Below are 17,368 nucleotides of genomic sequence, written 5' to 3'. Positions count from 1 at the left end.
GCCCGGACCGCAGCAGCGATCCGGGCCCCTCACCTCACAAGCTCCTCACTTCTCCCCCCTCAGACCAGCGCGTTCTTGTAAAAGATGCTGGAACGCCGGTCGCCCTCGTCACCGGAGGCGAAGCCGAGGAAGAGACGGGACTCACCCGCGTCGGTGCGGTAGATCGCGAGCCCCTCGGGCTCCCGGTAGACCAGCGTGGAGCCGGCCTTGGTCAGGGTGGGGCCCTGGGCGATGGCACCGGTGTTGATGTTGATGCTGGTGATGTACGTGTTGCCCGGGTCGGGGTTGGACGCCGAGTAGCCGTCACCGGTGATGAAGTACATGTAGGAGCCGTAGAGCGTGTATCCCTGCGGCGTACCGGCGATGGCCGGCGGGGTGAACATGGCGACGGGCGAGCTGAAGTCGCCCTTGTCGGTGTCCGCGAGGTCATAGACGGCGATGTGCTTGGCGCCGTCCTTGTGGTAGCGGACGATCATGCGGTTGTAGACCGGGTCGATGGAGCAGGTGTACTCGGTGGCGCCGGAGACCGGCTGGAACTTCCCGAACCCCTGCGACGCGGCGTCGACGGTGGTCCCGGCGTTGTACCCGATGAAGGCGAGCTTGGTGCCGTAACCGTTGCCGTTCGCGTCGGTCTCGATCCACAGGTTGCTGGTGCTGCCGACGGGCCGCACGCCGAAGGCGACGCCGTGCCCGAAGCCGTTGAGGTGCATGTACGACACGTAGTTGCCGGCGAAGTCGAGCTGGCTGATGCACAGGTCACCGGCCGACTCCGGGCTGTCCAGCCGCTTGGCGGCGACGAACAGGCGCTTGTTGACCGAGTCGAACGCGAAGCTCTGCTGGACGCGGTTGCTGTGCAGGTTCTTGTCGCGGAACAGGTCGTACGACGGCTGCGACAGATCGAACCGCGAGGTCGCGCCCACCGAGGCGGCAGCGCTCGCGGCCCCGTACCCGACCCCGAACGCGGCGAGACCCACCCCGGTAGCGGTGCGCAGCAACCCTCGACGGGTCAGTGACGTACGGGAGTTGTGCTCCATGAGGGAACTCCTGAGGAAGAGCGGAATCCGAGTTCCCAGACTTTACGCAAGGGGGATCCCGTGCTCTTCGGCCGTACGCCTACCGGTTGCCGCTCGCGCTGAGTGACCGTCACGCGGTCAGTGGCTCAGTGGCTCAGTGGGTCAGTGCGTTAGCGGTTCAAGGGTTCAGCGGTTCAGGTCAGGACTGGAGAATCCTGCGCTTCTGCTCCTCGAATTCGCTCTCGGTGAGCACGCCCTGGGCCTTGAGATCGCCGAGCTGCTTGAGCTGGTCGATCTTGCTCGTCATATCGGTGGCCGGGGGAGGGGCCGGGGGCGCGGCCGGAGGTGCCGCGGCGGGCGGTGCCGGAGCTTCGTACTCCTGCTGGGCGGCCCAGCGCCCCTGCTGGCGGCGGCTCACACGATTCGACACGGCGGTCGCCGTTCCGGCGACCACAGCCGTGCGCGCGACCCCACGGAGTAGACCTGGCATGGCGGATTCCCTTCTGCTCGTCGGCGGCTGTCGGAAGCCGCTCAGTGAGCGGCTTCCGTGCTGTCGAGCGCGGCCAGGATGGCGGGCACCGGGATCCGTCCGGAGGCGACCATCCTGGCGCCGCCGCGGCTGAGAGCTGCGGCGAAGGGCGCGGCCCAGCGGTTCTCGTAGATCAGGACGCCGGCGGAACTGCCGGGCTCCAGGGCCCTTGCCGCCTCCTCGATGTCGTCCTGGCCCAGGAGGCCGGACGACGCGCCTTCGAAGACGGCCAGGTCGAGTTCGCCGTCGCCGGTGAGGTCGGCGATCTCCAGGCCGCTCACGGAGCCGTCCTCCTCCTTCCTGACGAACGTCAGGTCGAGGATGCGAATGAGGCCGCGGTCCACGAGATCGACCAGGAGGGGCAAGCCCTCTCCCGTCATGCGGTTGCCTGGGAACTCCACGACCAGATAGTCGATCGGCCCCAGTTCTTCGACTTCCTCGTTCACGGCGCAACCCCTGTGTTCGTAAGCCCTGGTGTTTGTAGCCCCTGGTGTTCGTAAACGCGGTTCGTAACCCTCGGTGTTCGGGGCTCTCCCGGTAGCTAGCCCCATTGCATCACCGGACCAGTGCCCTCGCACGTCGGTGCGCGTTCACCCGGCCGCCCTCGACCGGCGGGTCGGGACCGGCCCCCCAGTTCATCTGCCGGCTGTCGAATGTGGACGGCGACAGTACGGACTCCGTCTCACTGCGGCATGCGTAATTCCACGGCGAATTGGCCAGTCGGTCCGAACTCGCCGGACATGATGGATGGTCATGGTGCTTACGCAGCCGGGATTCGCGAAAATTCCCGGTGGGCCCGGCCTTCTCGGCCCTCTTGCGTGCCGCTGGATCTCCAGCGCAGTTGCGTCGCCCATATGGGTGACTAAAGTGGATTTGGCTCTATGTGAGAAACTGGCCCAAGGGGATAGTTATGCTCGCAATGAAAAGAAAGCGGGTCGTCCTGAGTTCGGTCTTCGTCGCCGCGACCATTGGTCTTGCGCCCCTCGGGTGGACGCAGGCTTCCGCGGCCACACCGAGCGAGACCCACGTCAGCACAAGTACGACCGCCAAGGTTCCCACGTCGCACCAGGACTACCGGCGCGGCTTCAAGGACGGCTTCAGATCCGGGTTCCGCCAGGGATCGCACAGCTGTAACCGGCACGGTCACGGGCATGGCAACGGGGACGGGAAGGGCCAACAAGCCGCTACCGTCGTGCACAAGGACGCACAGCGGGACTACCGGCGCGGCTTCAAGGACGGCTTCAAATCCGGACTCCGCCAGGCACAGAGGTCGTGCCACCGCTGAATCTGTAGGAACCTGTCGTAATTCCTCGAACCCGCGCGAACCAACTGAATGCCAGTGGGCTGCTCTAGCTGCTCTCTTCGACTGCCCCGGGAGTCCTTCCGGGGCAGTCGCTGGTTCGGAAGACGAGTCGGGTCGGTACACAGGTCGGAAATGCGGGGGCCGCCGCAGGATCGTCTGTTCCGGGCAGGCTTACGGAGGTGTGGTAGATGTCAGAGCAGAATCCAGAGGACCGGACCGCCCACGAGGGCTCTTTGCCGCCCGAAGTCAAGGTGCTGCAAGAGGTCACTCCACCCTTCTTTCCCGAAGGCGGTTCCGGAATGACCATCCTCGTCGAATGGCCTCCCGGTCACCCCGGGCTCCCTCCGCATCGCCACTCGGGCCCGTCGTTCGGCTACGTGATGGAGGGTGCGCTCCGGTTCGAGCTCGAGGGTGAGCCGGAGCGGGTGGTCAAGGCGGGTGGGACGTTCTGGGAGCCAGGCGGTGACGTGATCCACTACCAGGATGGCAACGCCCTGTCGGACGCACCGACCAAGTTCGTGGTGACCATGGTGTGCGCGCCGGATCAGCCGATGCTCAGGTTGGTCGAAGAGGACGAACTGAAGGAACGGGCGCACCTGCGCGCCCCACGCCCCTCCGAAGGCTGACCCGCGAGCTCGAAAAGGAAACGGAGCCCGGAACACCGATCTGAACGGCTGTGAACGTAGCTGAATGCGAGGGGAGCTGAGGCGGACGTGGTCAGGGGTCTTGGGCGCCCCGGCAGGCCCGTGGCTCCGGGGCAGAGCAACGCGCGACGGCATGAGCATGACGGTAGCCGGGACTGCCCTGTGCGACTGAATCGCGGATCGTCCCCTGTCGGCCATCGGACGGAAACGGCTAAACCGTCCGGGTGGACATCCTTCTCGAGCCCGTAACGGCTGTGCGTCGACGTGGGCAACATCAACACCGCTCCCCGAGATGCGGCGCCGCTGCCTTCAGTGCCGGGAGCACCCGGTGGACCCGGGACTTCCGAAGGAGCTACCCATTCATGTTCAGCCGTAAGACGTCAGCACTCGTTGCGCAGGCAATGTGTGCCGGAGCCCTGGCGTCGGTCGTCGCCACCGCCACTCCCGCATCGGCGCAGACAATCGTCCCGTGCAGTGCGAGTGCCCTGTCTACCGCCATCGCCAACGCCAACACCTCAGGGGGTGGATCCCTGGTGCTGGCGCCGGGCTGCACCTATGGGCTTAGCGCGCCGTTGCCGGACATCACCAGCCCGATCACCATCAATGCCCGCCACAGCACCATCACTCGCGCGTCCACGGTCAGCTTCGGCATTCTGTCCGTCCTCCCCGGCGGCAATCTCAAGCTCACGGATGCCACCATCACCAACGGTGACGCACCGGACTTCGGCGGCGGCATCGCCAACCGCGGGAAGCTGACCGTGGTGAACAGCGCCATCCGCGACAACCACGCCAACTTCTCGGGCGGAATCGGCGGCGGATTCGGGAGCACCACTCAGATCGTGGGTACCAACATCATGCGCAACACCGCCAATCGGAACGGCGGCGGCGTTGCCAACGACGGAAACATGACCGTCACCAGCAGCCGCATCATCGACAACACAGCCGGCATTGCGGGAGGTGGCGCGGCCAACGACGGAATGCTGCGGATCGAGACCACCAACGTCAACGAGAACAACGCCGGACGGGCCGGGGGCGTCGCCAACTTCGGGCCCGGCATGACGACCATCGTGTCCAGCAACGTCAACAACAACACGGCCACCGCCGCTCCCGGCGGCGTCCTCAACACCGGCGGCACAGTCACCCTTCTGGCGTCCCGGGTCAGGGGCAACCAGCCCACCAACTGCGTCGGCAGCGACATCGCCGTCCCGAACTGCACCGGCTGACAGGTCAGAGACCTGGCCCACCGATGGGCGGTGCCCAGTCCAGCTGACACGGACCCATCACTGGACTCTGCTGCTTGCGCAGGAAACGTCAGAGGCCCTGGATCTCTCCGGGGCCTCTCTCGATCCGGGCACTACGTGCCACTGGACAATGCCGCAACGGTGCGGGCTCAGCGTGCGAAGCACCACAAGGAGCCGCCCGAAAACCCGCCCGACAGCCGTAATGGTGCGGAGGGGGAGGTGGTGCGCGACAGCTGAAGGCCTCTGAAGACAGCTGAACAGCTCCGGACAACGAACAAGGCCCAGGTCGCTGACCTGGGCCTCAAGTATGGAGCGGGTGACGAGAATCGAACTCGCACTCTCAGCTTGGGAAGCTGATGTTCTACCACTAAACTACACCCGCGTAAGACGCCGGTTGAACCGGAGTCGTAACGTCGCACACTGTACCTCATGCCAGGCCCCCGGTGCTTTCACCGTGGGGCCCGGCTGCGTTGTGCGTGCCGGATGTGACTGCGGGTGAAGGGAGTTGAGGCGTACGGTGGGGCCAGCTTCGAGGGTCCTTCCGTGTCCGGAGTGCCGCCTGGAGCGGCGTCCCTTTCATCCCGTAATGTGACCCCTCGTTGTCGGCCAGAAATGGCTGAGTGGCTCGTGGGGAAGGGACTCTGGGACTCGATGGAGCGCACATTCGTCCGTTGTGCCGAGGGGCACGTGTTCAGCACCGCTTCGTTCCCGATGCAGCAGGCCGACCGGCTCGGACCCGGCCGGCTGATCAGATGTCCGCGGTGTGCGCGGCTGAGGAACGCGGTTCCTGTGGAGTTCGAGAAGCGGTAGTCGGCGCGTAGCCGAAGGACAGGCGCGCGGGTGCGCCACAGTCGCGGTGCAATGGCCGGATTGTGGCGGGCCCGCGCGCTCTGCGTATCCTCGCTACGTGCTTCTCTCAGACAAGGACATCCGGGCCGAGATCGACGCCGGGCGGGTCCGCATCGATCCGTATGACGAATCCATGGTGCAGCCCTCGAGCATCGACGTGCGGCTCGACCGCTACTTCCGGGTGTTCGAGAACCACCGTTACCCGCACATCGACCCCGCGGTGGAGCAGGCCGACCTGACGCGCCTCGTGGAGCCGGAGGGCGACGAGCCCTTCATCCTCCACCCCGGCGAGTTCGTGCTCGCCTCCACGTACGAGGTCATCTCGCTGCCGGACGATCTCGCCTCGCGCCTCGAGGGCAAGAGCTCCCTCGGGCGGCTCGGGCTCGTCACGCACTCCACCGCCGGCTTCATCGACCCCGGGTTCTCCGGGCACGTCACGCTGGAGCTGTCGAACCTCGCGACGCTTCCGATCAAGCTGTGGCCGGGCATGAAGATCGGCCAGCTGTGCATGTTCCGGCTGAGCTCGCCCGCCGAGTTCCCCTACGGCAACGAGCGCTACGGGTCCCGCTACCAGGGCCAGCGCGGGCCCACGGCCTCCCGTTCCTTCCTCAATTTCCATCGAACACAGGTGTGAGCAGCAGCATGAGTGACGTACGCGAGAACCTTACGTACGAGAAGTTCGGCACCGCCGTGCGCGAGCTGGCGCAGACGATCGCCGACGACGGGTACGAGCCGGACATAGTGCTGTCCATCGCGCGTGGCGGCGTCTTCGTGGCCGGCGGTCTCGCGTACGCCCTCGACTGCAAGAACATCCACCTCGTGAACGTCGAGTTCTACACGGGTGTGGGGACGACGCTCGAGATGCCCGTCATGCTGGCGCCCGTGCCCAACGCGATCGACTTCTCGGACAAGAAGGTGCTCATCACCGATGACGTCGCCGACACCGGGAAGACCCTGAAGCTGGTCCACGACTTCTGCCTCGACACCGTGGCCGAGGTGCGCTCCGCCGTGATCTACGAGAAGTCGCACTCGCTCGTGAAGTGCGAGTACGTCTGGAAGCGCACGGACGACTGGATCAACTTCCCGTGGAGTGTCTTGCCTCCAGTACATAAGTCGGGAGAGGCGCCGAAGGAGAACCGGGAAGCGCTCTGACCTGCGATTCTTCGCACGTCTAAAACCTGACGGATGCGCCAAGGCCCCTCAGGTGATCACCGAGGGGCCTTGTGCTGTTCGAGAGTCTCGCCTTCTGATCCGTAGCTCTATGCAGAACGGTCAGCGAAGCCCCAGCGGGCGTCTATGCGACTGGGGCTTCGCGCCTGCGTGACAGTGACTCAGCTCAAGACGAGTCCGGGGTGTGGCGCCACAGCTCAGGGCGCGTTCAGCCCGAAGTTCTGGTGGCTGTTGTTGCTCGCACCAGGGCTGTTGATGTTGCTGTTCGTGGTGATGTTGTTGAACATCGGGATGACGCCGTTGAGGTTGATCGGCAGGATCGAGCCCCCGCCGCCACCGCCACCGCCCCCGCCGTCGCAGTCGCCGCCGGTGATCGTCGTCGGGTCGCTGGCCGAGTGGGTGAAAGTTTCTCCGCCTTGCTCCTCGGTCTCGGTCTCGATGACCGTGACGGTGTTGCTGACGGAGCACGGTGCGTCGGCGGCGATGCTGACGGTGACGTCGAGTGGGGCAGTGAGAGCGCCGATGAAGTTAAGGCCGTCCCCGCAGTGGACCGTCGTACCGCCGTTAGTGATGTCGCAAAATTGCGCGAGAAGGCCTCCGAGGGCCGTGGCCCTGACACCCGTGGGGAGATTGTCCGTGACGTCCAGAAGGCCGGTCGCACCTGTGGCCTTCAGCGTGATGGTGTAGACGCCTTGCCCTCCCCGTGCGAAGTTCCCTTCGTGGCTCTTGGCGACGCTCAAATTCGATTGAGCGTGGGCGGGTGCGGCTAGGGCAAACGGCAACGCGACGCCCAGCCCCACCACCGTGCCGAGGGCAGACATCCGCCGCCTCAACCCGTGTCTTTTCATCTACGGTTTCTCCAGTCCGTGAGGGTCCGCTGCGGTCAGCTCCGGAAGCGAGTGGAGGAGCCGACGTGGGAACGTACTGACCCGGCAACGACCCATTGGTCGGCAAGCGACGCGAGAAACGCCCATTTCACTCGATTAACCCGTCCAAGCCTCCCGGACCGCCGAACAACCTACGGAGCGGCATCGGTCGGTGTCCTGCCCGCTTTGAGGTCGTGCGTGATCAGGGGTCCTTACGCCTGGTCCGTCGAGCCGCCCGTGGTGAGCAGGGCCGGGCAGGTTCTGGACGCCTGAGGAGCCGTATATGTGAGTGGGGCCCGGCACACACAGTGCCGGGCCCCACTCACATATACGGGCGGGCTATGGCGTTGCGGACCGTGGCTGGGTCGTCGGGATCCGTGAGCTGAAGAACATGGCGAGCAGCGCCATGAGGGCGAGGATGGCGAGTGCGGCGCGCAGGCCGTCGAGCCGTGCCTCGCTGTTCGCGTCGAGCGCCGCCTGTGAGACCTCCGTGCTCGTGCCGGACTCGTCGAGCGCGGTCTTGAGCTGAGCGTCCGAGAGGAAGGGCGCGCCGCTCTGGAGCTGGACGGAGGTCTGACTCCTGACGTCGGCCGGGACCGCCGGATTCTGCTCGATGCTGGTCACGAACGAGGTCGTGAGCGCGGCGATGAGGATCGACCCGGCGAGTGCCGTACCGAGCGAGGCGCCCAGGTTGGTGACGGCGTTCTGGACCCCGCCGACCTCCGCGCTCTGCGCCTCCGGCACCGCGGACACGGTCACCGACCCGAGCTGGGACGCCAGTGCGCCCATGCCGAGCCCGATCAGCAGGAGGGGAACGGTGACGATTTCCGCACCGGCTTCCGCGTCGAGTGCGGCCATCATGACCACCGCGCCCGTGAGCATCGCGAGGATCCCGAGCCGCACCACGCGACGCGGCGAGACATCCGGGAAGAAGCGCGGGATCAGGATCGCGGCGGCCAGCAGCGTCAGCGAGAGCGGCAGGAGGCGGGCACCGGTCTTGAGCGCGGACAGGCCCAGGGCGACCGACAGGTACAGCGGGACGACGAAGAACACGCCCATCTGCAGGAGGTACTGGAAGAAGAACATCGTCAGGCCGCCGGTGAGCTGCTTGTTCTGCAGCAGGGCCGGGTCGATGAGCGGCTCCTTGCGCTGCTTCACCAGGCGGGCCTCCCAGCGGAGGAAGAGCCAGATCAGCAGCAGACCGGCCAGCGCCAGCCATACGACCAGCGAGACCCCGAGCCACGAGGGCGCGCCGGGCTTGGGCTGGAACCAGCCCCATTCGTCCGAGCGGAGGACTCCGTAGACGGAGATCCCGAGGCCGAGGGCGGAGAGCACGCAGCCGACGAGATCGATGCGGGTGCGTTCGCCGGCCGGCGCGTCGGCGATGGGACGGGCGAGCACCAGGATGCCCAGCACGACCACCACCTCGCCGGCGAACACCCAGCGCCAGGAGAAGTACGTCGTCGCGAGCCCTCCGACGAGCGGCCCCACCGCGATCGCCACGGCCGCCGCGGCCGCGACGAGTCCGTACGCGGCGGGACGGCGTTCGGTGGGGAAGTTGCCCGCCACGAGCGCCACGATCGCGGGCAGGATGAGGGAGGCTCCGAGCCCCTCGAGCAACGCCCAGCCGAGCAGCAGTACGGGGAGGTTCGATGCGAGCGACGTGGTCAGGGAGCCGCAGCCGTAGACGCAGCAGCCGATCATGAACGCGCGTTTGCGTCCGATCAGCGCACCGACCTTGCCGCCCGGGATCATGAACATCGCCATCACGAGGGTGTACGCCGTGATGGCGCCCTGGATCCCCGTCACGGTCGTGCCCACGTCCTCGGCCACAGTGGCGATCGAGACGTTCATGACCGAGCTGTCGAGAGCCATCAGGAACTGGCCCGCCGCGAGGGTCAGCAGGACGAGTCGCGCCGTCGCCGGACTCTCAGCGGTGCCTGCCGCAGGTGCCATGGGCGAATCGTGGCAGTTTGCCGGGGGAGGGCGGTGCTTTGACCCGCCACCGGCAGCAATCTGTTGGCGGCGACGGGGTGAAGACGATGGGGTGACGCCGTCGATGCGAGTGGGGCCCGGCACTGTGTGTGCCGGGCCCCACTCGCGTTCACCAGTTCTCTAGAACGTGCCCAGCTTGATGATCGACAGGAGCGCGATCAGCTGGATCGCGGAGGCGGCCAGCGCCTTCGGCCAGGGCAGGTCGTGCGACCTGCCGACCATGAGCGTCAGCAGGAAACCGGCCAGGGCCCACGTCGCCCAGCCGAGGATCTGCACGAACGGGGCGTCGCCACCGAGGAACATCGCGAAGAGCAGGCGCGGGGCGTCCGTGATCGCGGTGATCAGCATCGCCAGTCCGACCGTGGGCTGCCATGCTCCGTCACCGCCGAGCTGGCGGGCCAGTGTGTGCGTGACCACGCCCAGGACGAAGAGGCTGATCGTGATCGCGACGCCGGTCGTGAGGACGTACGGGACCGCCGCCGAGATCGTGGCATTGATCACGTCCTCGCGGGCCGAGTCGAAGCCGAAGATCGCGAGCAGCCCGTAGAGGAACGTGACGATGAGGGCGGGGCCCCACATCGCGTAGTCCCGCATCTGGAGGTACGTCTGGCCGGGCCGCAGGACGACTCCGGACAGGAGTTGCTTCCAGTGCAGCCGCGGCCCGACGGGCGCGGCCGGGGCCGAACCCGCCCGGTACGTGTCGCCCTGGCTGTACGGGTCCTCGCCCACGGAGAACGCCTGGGTGTGCCCCGGGTTGTTCGCCGCGTACGGGTCGTAGCCCTGGCCCTGCTGACCGTTCCCCTGTGGGCCGTTCGGGTCACCGAAGTACTCCGGCTCCCCGTGACCTCCGGACTGGGGCCACTGCTGCTGACCGTACGGCTGCTGCGGTTGCTGCCCGCCGTACTGGTGCTGCTGCGGTTGCCCGTTCGGGGGCGCGGGAGGGTAGCCGTACGGGGCCTGCCCCTGGGGGGCCCGCTGTCCGTACGGTCGCGATTGCGGGGCGCGGTTGTCCCGGCCGCGTCCGATCCTGAATCCAGCCACGTCATCGAACGTACCTGGTCCCGGAGAGGGAGGTACCGGGCCCAGTGGATCGGGCCCGGGTTTGCTGCCGAGCTGTGACATCCCCTAAGGGTGTCGGGAGGGCGTCTACGGGATGGTCGGGAGTACGGATCCGTACCGCAGGGGATTGACGGACGCCGGCGGTCGGAGCGTGCTCGGGGGGATGCGTCGGGCTGGGCGCCTTCGGCGCCGCGCAGCTGGCGCACGAAGGCGCCGCCCTCCTGAGGGAGAGCGACGCCCGGGACGACGTACTCAGTGCCCGGCTTCAGGCGCCGTCCGGACTCACGACATGTCGGATCACGGGGACTGTGACGGCTGTCGCCGGAATCAAGGGGCGGACACCGACGCCCAGTTGGTGTCGCTGGTGGTGGGCAGGCCTGTCGCTCCGGCCATCACGCTGCACGAGCTGCCGAGGCTCACGCCGGTGGACGTGCCCTTGAACACCCAGATGCCGCCGGTGGGGCGTGTGGCGCCGGGGGCGACCTCGCCGGGTGTGCCGACCACGAGGTCCGCACGGCCGTCCTTGGTGAGGTCGGCGAAGCGCACCGTCGTGCCGAAGGCGTCCGAGTGCTCAGCCGTACCGGGTACGCCCGTCGAGTTCTGCGTGATGGCGTAGGAGCCCGCGCCGGTCGGTCCGGCGGGACCGCCGGGGACGATCACGACCTGACCGGCCTGCCTGACCGACCCGAGTGCCTCGCCGGGCGCGCCGACGGCGATGTCACCGAAGCCGTCGTGGTTGATGTCGGCGACGCTCAGGTCCGTCCCGAACGTGTCGTTGGACTCGGAGGTGCCGGGTACGCCGGGCGTGGACTGGTTGATGAGGAGCGGCTGCGCCGCGGGGTCGATGCCCTGCGCGCTTCCCGGCCAGATCGCGATCTGGCCGCCCTTGTGGCCGGTGCCCTCCTGCGGCGTTCCGTCGACGGTCATGTCACCCGGGTCGCCGACGACGAGATCGCCGTACCCGTCACCGTTCACGTCTCCGACGGTGGCGTTGCTCCCGTCGGTGGGGAGCGGCTCGGTGTAGGAGTTGTATGGCCGGTTGACGTATACGGCGCCCTGCGGATGGCCGCTCAGACCGACCGAGATCTCGATCTGGTCGAAGTAGTTGTCGGAGAGCCGGCCGGTCACGAGCTTCGCGGCCGAGGGCCCCATGATGCGCTCGGACCTGCTGTAGGCCTTGCCGGAGCGGGTGATGGGGCCCTGGAGGACCCACACCGAGCAGGCACCGGCGATGTGCACCGACGGGCGTGGGGCCGGCGATGCGGGGACGGCGGCGAGGTCGACGCCGAACGCGCAGCCGGAAGGGTCTCCGGCGCCGTACGTGAGGGGCAGGACGGTGCCGGAGCCCAGCCCCTGCGGGCTGCCCCAGACGACGGTGACGGAGCCCTTGTTGGACGCGCCGTCCGTGTCCTCGTACGGCGTTCCGACCAGCAGGTCGGCGTAGCCGTCGAGGTCGAGGTCGGCGGAGGCCACGGATCCGCCGAAGTGGTCGGCGGTCTCGGGTGAACCGGGGATCCCGGTGCTCGCCTGGGTGATCAGCTTGCGCTTCGCGGCGGAGGGTCCTGACGCGGTGCCGTACAGCACGACGACGGCTCCCGCCGCTTCGTGGCCGGACACGGTGGCCTGCGGGGCGGCGACCACCAGATCGCGATACCCGTCGCCGTTGAAGTCGTCCGCGTACTTGGCGGACGCCGCCGTCGCGGCCGTGGGCAGGGCGAACGGGGTGAGGCCGGCCGTGAGCAGGGCGGCCGCGGCCGTGACGACACGTATGCGCATCAGGTGAGTCTCCAAGGATGTGTCAGTGGGCAATGGCCGAGCCGAGGTCCATGTAGCCGCCCGTGAAGTCGCCCTGAAGCCCGGAGGGCGCAGCGGCCGCGGAGGTGATGGGCAGGGTGAGCAGGCCCGCGGTGAAGGCTGTTGTCAGGAGGAATGTGCGTTTGCGCAACGGTGCTCCAGGTGGGTGCTCAGTCGGAAACGGGCCCGCACCGAAGCGGTGCGGGCCCGACAGGCTGACAGCCGGCGCTAGTTCGCCGCGTTGCCGCCCAGCTGCGGGTATGCGTCCGTCGAGATGGCGAGGGACGTCGCCGAGAAGGAGCGCGCGCCCGTCGTGGTGATCTTCGTGCCGTTCGACGGGAGGTAGGTCAGCGCGCCGTTGCCGCTGTTCTCGCCGTACGCGCCGATCGTCAGGTCGGCCTTGCCGTCGCCGGTGACGTCGGTGAGCTTGACCTCGTTGCCGAAGTAGTCCTTCGTCTCGTCCGAGCCGGGGACGCCGGCCGTGGACTGGGCGAAGAACTGGCCGCCGGACTGCGTGTTGATGCCGCTGGCCGATCCGTACAGGACCGTCACGGAACCGGTGTCGGTGACGCCGCCCAGGTTCTCGCCGGCGGCGCCGACGACCAGGTCCTGGTAGTTGTCGCCGTTGACGTCGCCGAGGGACAGCTCGCCGCCGAAGTCGTCGCCGCGCTCGGAGTCGCCGGGCACGTTGCCGGTGTTCTGGCTGATGGCGGTGGTGGTGGCGGGGCCGCTCGTCGAGCCGTACGTGATGTTGACCTTGCCGCCGTCGGTCGATCCGGTCGGGTCCGGGGACCCGTCCGTGGGCTTGTCCCACTGCTGGCCGGTCACGATATCGCCGAAGCCGTCGCCGTTCACGTCACCGATGTCGGTGATGACGCCGGGCTTCAGCGTCTGCGCGGACGAGACGACGAGGCCGGACGCGCTGCCGGGGATGTAGTAGTTGGTGTTCCAGCCGTCGCTGGTGTTCGTCTCGAAGCCGTCGACCACGAGGTCGGTGGCGCCGTCGCCGTTCACGTCACCCGCGGTGAGGGTGAGCGGGCCGGTGCCGCTGCCGGACTGGATCGGGGGCTTGAGCGTGTAACGGCCGCCCGCGGTACCGGTCTTGGCGATGCCGCCCTTGTAGACGTAGATCGTGGCGGTCGAGGAGCCGACCGCGAGGTCGTCCTTGCCGTCGCCGTCGAAGTCGCCGGCGGCGAGCGTCTTGCCCCACTGGTCGTGGGAGGAGACGGCCGGGTCCGCGATCGTCGTGCCGCCGGTGAGGCCCGACGCCGAGCCCCACATGATCATGACGGTGCCGCCGTCGGTGTCGCCGTCCACGTCCTCGTAGCGCGCGGACACGGCCAGGTCGTCGTAGCCGTCGTCGTTGAAGTCGCCGTACGCGCTTACCCAGCCGAAGCCGTCGTTGGTCTCGGCGGTGCCGGGGACACCCGTCGTGTTCTGGCTGACGGTCTTGCGGGTGGCGGCGTTCAGGCCGTTCGCGGAGCCGTACAGGGCGACGAACTGGCCGGCGCCCTTCTTGCCGCCGACCGTCGACCAGCCGGCGGAGAACGCGACGTCCCCGATGTGGTCGCCGTTGAAGTCGGCCTCGTGGTGGTGGACGGAGTCGGCCGCGAGGGCCGAGCCCGTGGAGAGGGAGAGCAGCCCGCCCGTCAGCGCGACCGCGGCGGCCGAGGCGAGGGCGATACGTATGTGCTTGTGCATGCGGGATTCTCCTGCAGCATGCGGGGATGCCTGGCGGGCATCCGCAGTCAATGGGGTGCGTTCCGCGGGCGTTTGCCGGGAGTTGTCCCGGGCGTGGCCCTGCGGTTGGCGAACAGGAGACTCGTAGTGGGGCCGGAGGGTTGTATGTGGGTCACAGTTATTTCCGGCCGCCCGGGTTTTCGGTGTTCCCGGGGGCCCGTTCAGCGCAGGACTGTCCCGAAGGCGCGCCCCGCTCCGCTCGTCGCCGTCCCGAAGTCCGCGCCGTTGAAGGACGTGGCGTACGACGTGGTGACGTACGGGACCGCGCCGCGCAGGACCCAGACGGCGCCCGCGTCGGCCGAGGTGCCGATGTCCTCGCCGTTCGCGCCGATCGCCAGGTCGGCCCGGCTGTTCTTGTTGATGTCCTTGAAGCGCAGGGACGAGCCGAAGTGGTCGCCCGCCTCCTGGACGCCGGGCACCCCGGCCGTGTCCTGGTGGTAGGCGCGGCCCGCGCCCAGCCCGCCGGTGCCGCCCTTGAGGACGGTGACGCTGCCCGTCCCTGTGACCGTGCCGACGCTCTCACCGGGCGCGCCCACGGCGACGTCCGCGTACCCGTCGTGGTCGAGGTCGCCGGCGCTCAAGGCGGCGCCGAAGCGGTCCTCCGGCTCGTCGGCGCCGGGCACGCCCGCGGAGTCCTGCGTGTACGTCTTCGTGGCCCCGAAGGAGCCCTGTCCGCCGTAGCGCACGGTGACCGAGTTCGCGGCGGCGTTGCCGGTGACGAGGTCGGTGTAGCCGTCGCCGTTCACGTCGGCGGCCGCGGCCGCTTCCCGGGTGGCGCGCGGGTCGTCGCCCTCGGCGAGTACGCCCGAGTAGTAGCCGATGTCGCCGACGCCGCCCTTCATGTACACGGTGTAGGGCTTGCCGTCGGCGCGCTCCCCGTAGAGGACGTACGTGTAGCCGTCCTTGGAGAGGAACGTGGCCGCATCCATGCCCTCCAGGCGGACGCCCTCGGGCAGGAAGTCGACCTCGGGCGCGATGGCACGGGTCGGGTCCGCGCTCTCCGCGTAGTACCACCAGCTGTCGGAGCTGATCACGGCGAGGTTGGCGGATCCGTCGTCGTCGATGTCGACGAAGGAGGCGGCCTCACCGAAGCGTTCGGTGCCGGTGGTCGGGGAGTTGAGGACCTTGGCGCCCCGGTTGAAGGCCCTGGGGCCGCCCCGGACGATGGTGACGGAGCCCGTGGTGTTGCCGGTGACCCGCTCGCCGGGCGCGCCGACGATCAGGTCGGCGTAGCCGTCGTCGTCGACGTCGCCCGAGGCGACGTTCTCGCCGAACTCGTCCTCCGGCTCGGTGACTCCGGGCACTCCGACCGTGCTCTGGGTGACGGTCACGGAGTGGGACGGGCTCACGCCGCTCGCGGAGCCGAACGTGACCGTGACAGCGTTCGCGCCCGGGGTGCCGACGGCCAGGTCGCGGTAGCCGTCGCCGTTGAAGTCGTCCTTGAGCGTGGTGGCCGCGGAGGCGGTTCCGGCGAGCGGCAGGGTGAGTCCGGCCGCCGCGACGACGGCGGCACCTGCGGCGATGGCGAGCTTGCGCATGCGCACGAGAAGCACTCCCGGGAAATGGGGGGAAGGGGTTCCGGGGGTGTGACTCGTGAGGTGAGGGGATGGTTGTGTCCGGGTGGCCGTGCGGTGAACGGCGGACACGGGGGGCCGGGGTGGGCGCCGGCTCTCAGAACTCCGCTGTGGAGAAGGTGACTTGGGGCTTCCCGGCCAGGAGCGAGCCGCCCTTGACCCCGGGGTACACGGCGATCGTGTCCGTGCTCTCGCCGCGGTACGTGCGGACCACGAGGTCGGCGCGTCCGTCGCCGTCGAGGTCGGTCGTCTTGAGGACCTGGCTCGTGCCTGCGGCCTCGGGAGTGACGGTCACGGCCGCCTTGCCGTTCACGGGAAGGATCTTCGGGGCCTTCGACGCGCCGCCGGACACGACGAGTTCGGCCACGCCGTCCCCGTCGAAGTCACCCGCGGTGATGGCCGTTCCGGTGGCCTTGAGGGCGTGGGCGCCCGGCCGGGAGAGGGTGACCCCGGAGGCCGTGAGCAGTGCGGTGTCCGCGCCGGCGCCCTTGGTGAAACGGCCGACGGCGAGGCCGAGGCCGGACGGCAGCGCGGCGCCCGAACGGGCTGGTCCCTGCGGGCCGCCCAGCACGATCCGCGACGGCGACGAGCCGCCGGAGGTACGGCGCACGAGCAGGTCGTCGTACCCGTCGCGGTCGACGTCGAAGGCGGGGCCCACGGGTACGTTGCCGGGCGCGGTCAGTGGTTTCCCGGCCGCGCGCGGGGCGCCCTTGCGGGTGAAGGGGCCACGCAGGAAGCTCAGCCGACCGCCGCTCGCGTGAACCGTGAGGTCGACCGAGCCGTCCCCGTCGAAGTCGCCGCACACCGGCTGGTCCGGCCAGTCGTTGCCGAAGCGGGCCTGCGCGGGCACGACGAGTTTCACGCCCCGGTGGGTGAGTCCGCCCGGGCCGCCGAAGAGGATCTGCAGCGGCACCGGCGGCTGCCCCTGCCCGTCGAACGGCGGATCCGTCGACACGACCAGATCGGTGAAGCCGTCCTTGTCCAGGTCGCAGCTCGCCTCGGAGTCGAACGCGGCGGGCGTCTCGCCCTTGGTGGGCGCCGCGTACTTCGCCGGACGCAGCAACTGCCGCGCCCCGGGCACGAGTCCGTGCCCCTTCTTCCCGTACACGACCCCGATCCCGGCGTCGTCTCCGAGCCCGTCGTGCACGAGGTCGTCGAGTACGAGGTCGGGGGCGCCGTCGCCGTTGAAGTCGTCCGGCACCTTGCTGCCGCGGCCGCGCGGGACGGGGAGCGCGGCGCCGGACGTGCCGGACATGGCCACGGGGTGGTGCTTGGCGGCGGGCTTGTCGTCGCCCCCGCAGCCGGTGACGGCGGCGACCATGAGCAGGGTGCACCCCGCCGCGGCCCCGCGTATCGCGGCGCTGCGGCCGCCCCGTATGCCCACCATCGCCTCTGACCCCGCCCGCCTCATGTGCCACTTGACCCGTTCATGATGCCGTTGGGGTGAGGGAGGGGGTAGGGCCGGGGCCTGCCGGTTCGCTCACGGAGCGCGGCCCCTGTCCCGTAAACGCCCCTCCTGTGTCCTGTGAACGCCCCCGCGAACGCCGAAGGGGCCGACCGGGTCTCCCCGGTCAGCCCCTCCGCGTACGTC

General features: G+C 68.7%; 15 protein-coding genes and 1 tRNA gene. 4 read left to right on the top strand and 12 right to left on the bottom strand.

Features of this window, described 5'->3' with window-relative positions:
• Window positions 1–59: 59 nt before the first annotated feature.
• From OG456_RS17550 to OG456_RS17540, 3 genes are all read right to left on the bottom strand, one after another.
• Window positions 60–1,034, bottom strand: coding sequence for a teichoic acid biosynthesis protein C (locus OG456_RS17550; RefSeq protein ID WP_266562055.1), 975 nt, complete (start codon window positions 1,032–1,034; stop codon window positions 60–62).
• Between the two features lie 178 nt (window positions 1,035–1,212).
• Window positions 1,213–1,503 (bottom strand): SHOCT domain-containing protein, encoded by a 291-nt coding sequence (locus tag OG456_RS17545; RefSeq protein WP_266562053.1) that lies wholly within the window; start codon window positions 1,501–1,503, stop codon window positions 1,213–1,215.
• Between the two features lie 41 nt (window positions 1,504–1,544).
• Window positions 1,545–1,988, bottom strand: coding sequence for a DUF6325 family protein (locus OG456_RS17540; protein WP_266562051.1), 444 nt, complete (start codon window positions 1,986–1,988; stop codon window positions 1,545–1,547).
• Between the two features lie 1,045 nt (window positions 1,989–3,033).
• Here OG456_RS17540 and OG456_RS17535 point away from each other — a divergent pair.
• Together OG456_RS17535 and OG456_RS17530 are read left to right on the top strand one after the other, a co-directional pair.
• The gene (locus OG456_RS17535) at window positions 3,034–3,471 is read left to right on the top strand and encodes a cupin domain-containing protein (RefSeq protein WP_266562049.1); all 438 of its coding nucleotides are present in this window, start codon (window positions 3,034–3,036) and stop codon (window positions 3,469–3,471) included.
• 380 nt (window positions 3,472–3,851) lie between these two features.
• Entirely contained in the window at window positions 3,852–4,712 is an 861-nt protein-coding gene (locus tag OG456_RS17530; protein WP_266562047.1) for a hypothetical protein, read from the top strand.
• Window positions 4,713–5,038: 326 nt separating this feature from the next.
• Here the strand turns inward: OG456_RS17530 and OG456_RS17525 are convergent.
• A tRNA-Gly gene (locus OG456_RS17525) sits at window positions 5,039–5,112 on the bottom strand.
• A gap of 525 nt (window positions 5,113–5,637) precedes the next feature.
• Here OG456_RS17525 and dcd point away from each other — a divergent pair.
• Window positions 5,638–6,213, top strand: coding sequence for a dCTP deaminase (gene dcd, locus OG456_RS17520; protein WP_100596440.1), 576 nt, complete (start codon window positions 5,638–5,640; stop codon window positions 6,211–6,213).
• A gap of 8 nt (window positions 6,214–6,221) precedes the next feature.
• Complete coding sequence (locus tag OG456_RS17515) at window positions 6,222–6,731, top strand: phosphoribosyltransferase (protein ID WP_116513529.1); 510 nt, start codon at window positions 6,222–6,224, stop codon at window positions 6,729–6,731.
• A gap of 215 nt (window positions 6,732–6,946) precedes the next feature.
• Here OG456_RS17515 and OG456_RS17510 read toward each other — a convergent pair whose 3' ends face one another.
• The 8 genes from OG456_RS17510 to OG456_RS17475 form a co-directional block, all read right to left on the bottom strand.
• Entirely contained in the window at window positions 6,947–7,570 is a 624-nt protein-coding gene (locus OG456_RS17510; RefSeq protein WP_266562042.1) for a hypothetical protein, read from the bottom strand.
• Between the two features lie 384 nt (window positions 7,571–7,954).
• A complete protein-coding gene (locus OG456_RS17505; RefSeq protein ID WP_266562040.1) occupies window positions 7,955–9,571 on the bottom strand; it encodes an MFS transporter in 1,617 nt (538 codons plus the stop codon).
• Between the two features lie 159 nt (window positions 9,572–9,730).
• Window positions 9,731–10,732: a Yip1 family protein gene (locus OG456_RS17500; RefSeq protein WP_266562038.1), complete on the bottom strand. Its 1,002-nt coding sequence runs from the start codon at window positions 10,730–10,732 to the stop codon at window positions 9,731–9,733.
• Between the two features lie 264 nt (window positions 10,733–10,996).
• Window positions 10,997–12,445, bottom strand: a complete 1,449-nt coding sequence (locus tag OG456_RS17495) for an FG-GAP-like repeat-containing protein (protein WP_266562036.1) — start codon at window positions 12,443–12,445, stop codon at window positions 10,997–10,999.
• Between the two features lie 22 nt (window positions 12,446–12,467).
• Window positions 12,468–12,614, bottom strand: a complete 147-nt coding sequence (locus OG456_RS17490; RefSeq protein ID WP_266562034.1) for a hypothetical protein — start codon at window positions 12,612–12,614, stop codon at window positions 12,468–12,470.
• Window positions 12,615–12,691: 77 nt separating this feature from the next.
• The gene (locus OG456_RS17485; protein ID WP_266562032.1) at window positions 12,692–14,164 is read right to left on the bottom strand and encodes an FG-GAP and VCBS repeat-containing protein; all 1,473 of its coding nucleotides are present in this window, start codon (window positions 14,162–14,164) and stop codon (window positions 12,692–12,694) included.
• Between the two features lie 200 nt (window positions 14,165–14,364).
• On the bottom strand, window positions 14,365–15,741 hold the full coding sequence (locus OG456_RS17480) for an FG-GAP repeat protein (RefSeq protein WP_266569318.1): 1,377 nt from the start codon (window positions 15,739–15,741) through the stop codon (window positions 14,365–14,367).
• A 133-nt stretch (window positions 15,742–15,874) separates the two neighbouring features.
• Window positions 15,875–17,164 (bottom strand): VCBS repeat-containing protein, encoded by a 1,290-nt coding sequence (locus tag OG456_RS17475; RefSeq protein ID WP_266562030.1) that lies wholly within the window; start codon window positions 17,162–17,164, stop codon window positions 15,875–15,877.
• Between the last annotated feature and the right edge of the window lie 204 nt (window positions 17,165–17,368).

It is taken from the genome of Streptomyces sp. NBC_01446 (genome assembly GCF_026340095.1).
GTDB classification, from domain to species: domain Bacteria; phylum Actinomycetota; class Actinomycetes; order Streptomycetales; family Streptomycetaceae; genus Streptomyces; species Streptomyces aureus.
The sequence above is the reverse complement of the archived record's forward strand: the minus strand, read 5'-3'. Positions and strand labels throughout refer to the sequence as shown.

What these genes read in the sequence shown, in the direction of transcription:
- OG456_RS17530 (WP_266562047.1), top strand. Translation starts at nt 3,852, where the DNA reads ATGTTCAGCCGTAAGACGTCAGCACTCGTTGCGCAGGCAATGTGTGCC.
- OG456_RS17550 (WP_266562055.1), bottom strand. Translation starts at nt 1,034, where the DNA reads ATGGAGCACAACTCCCGTACGTCACTGACCCGTCGAGGGTTGCTGCGC.
- OG456_RS17495 (WP_266562036.1), bottom strand. Translation starts at nt 12,445, where the DNA reads ATGCGCATACGTGTCGTCACGGCCGCGGCCGCCCTGCTCACGGCCGGC.
- OG456_RS17475 (WP_266562030.1), bottom strand. Translation starts at nt 17,164, where the DNA reads ATGGTGGGCATACGGGGCGGCCGCAGCGCCGCGATACGCGGGGCCGCG.
- OG456_RS17510 (WP_266562042.1), bottom strand. Translation starts at nt 7,570, where the DNA reads ATGTCTGCCCTCGGCACGGTGGTGGGGCTGGGCGTCGCGTTGCCGTTT.
- OG456_RS17505 (WP_266562040.1), bottom strand. Translation starts at nt 9,571, where the DNA reads ATGGCACCTGCGGCAGGCACCGCTGAGAGTCCGGCGACGGCGCGACTC.
- OG456_RS17500 (WP_266562038.1), bottom strand. Translation starts at nt 10,732, where the DNA reads ATGTCACAGCTCGGCAGCAAACCCGGGCCCGATCCACTGGGCCCGGTA.
- OG456_RS17485 (WP_266562032.1), bottom strand. Translation starts at nt 14,164, where the DNA reads ATGCACAAGCACATACGTATCGCCCTCGCCTCGGCCGCCGCGGTCGCG.
- OG456_RS17515 (WP_116513529.1), top strand. Translation starts at nt 6,222, where the DNA reads ATGAGTGACGTACGCGAGAACCTTACGTACGAGAAGTTCGGCACCGCC.
- OG456_RS17545 (WP_266562053.1), bottom strand. Translation starts at nt 1,503, where the DNA reads ATGCCAGGTCTACTCCGTGGGGTCGCGCGCACGGCTGTGGTCGCCGGA.
- OG456_RS17480 (WP_266569318.1), bottom strand. Translation starts at nt 15,741, where the DNA reads ATGCGCAAGCTCGCCATCGCCGCAGGTGCCGCCGTCGTCGCGGCGGCC.
- OG456_RS17535 (WP_266562049.1), top strand. Translation starts at nt 3,034, where the DNA reads ATGTCAGAGCAGAATCCAGAGGACCGGACCGCCCACGAGGGCTCTTTG.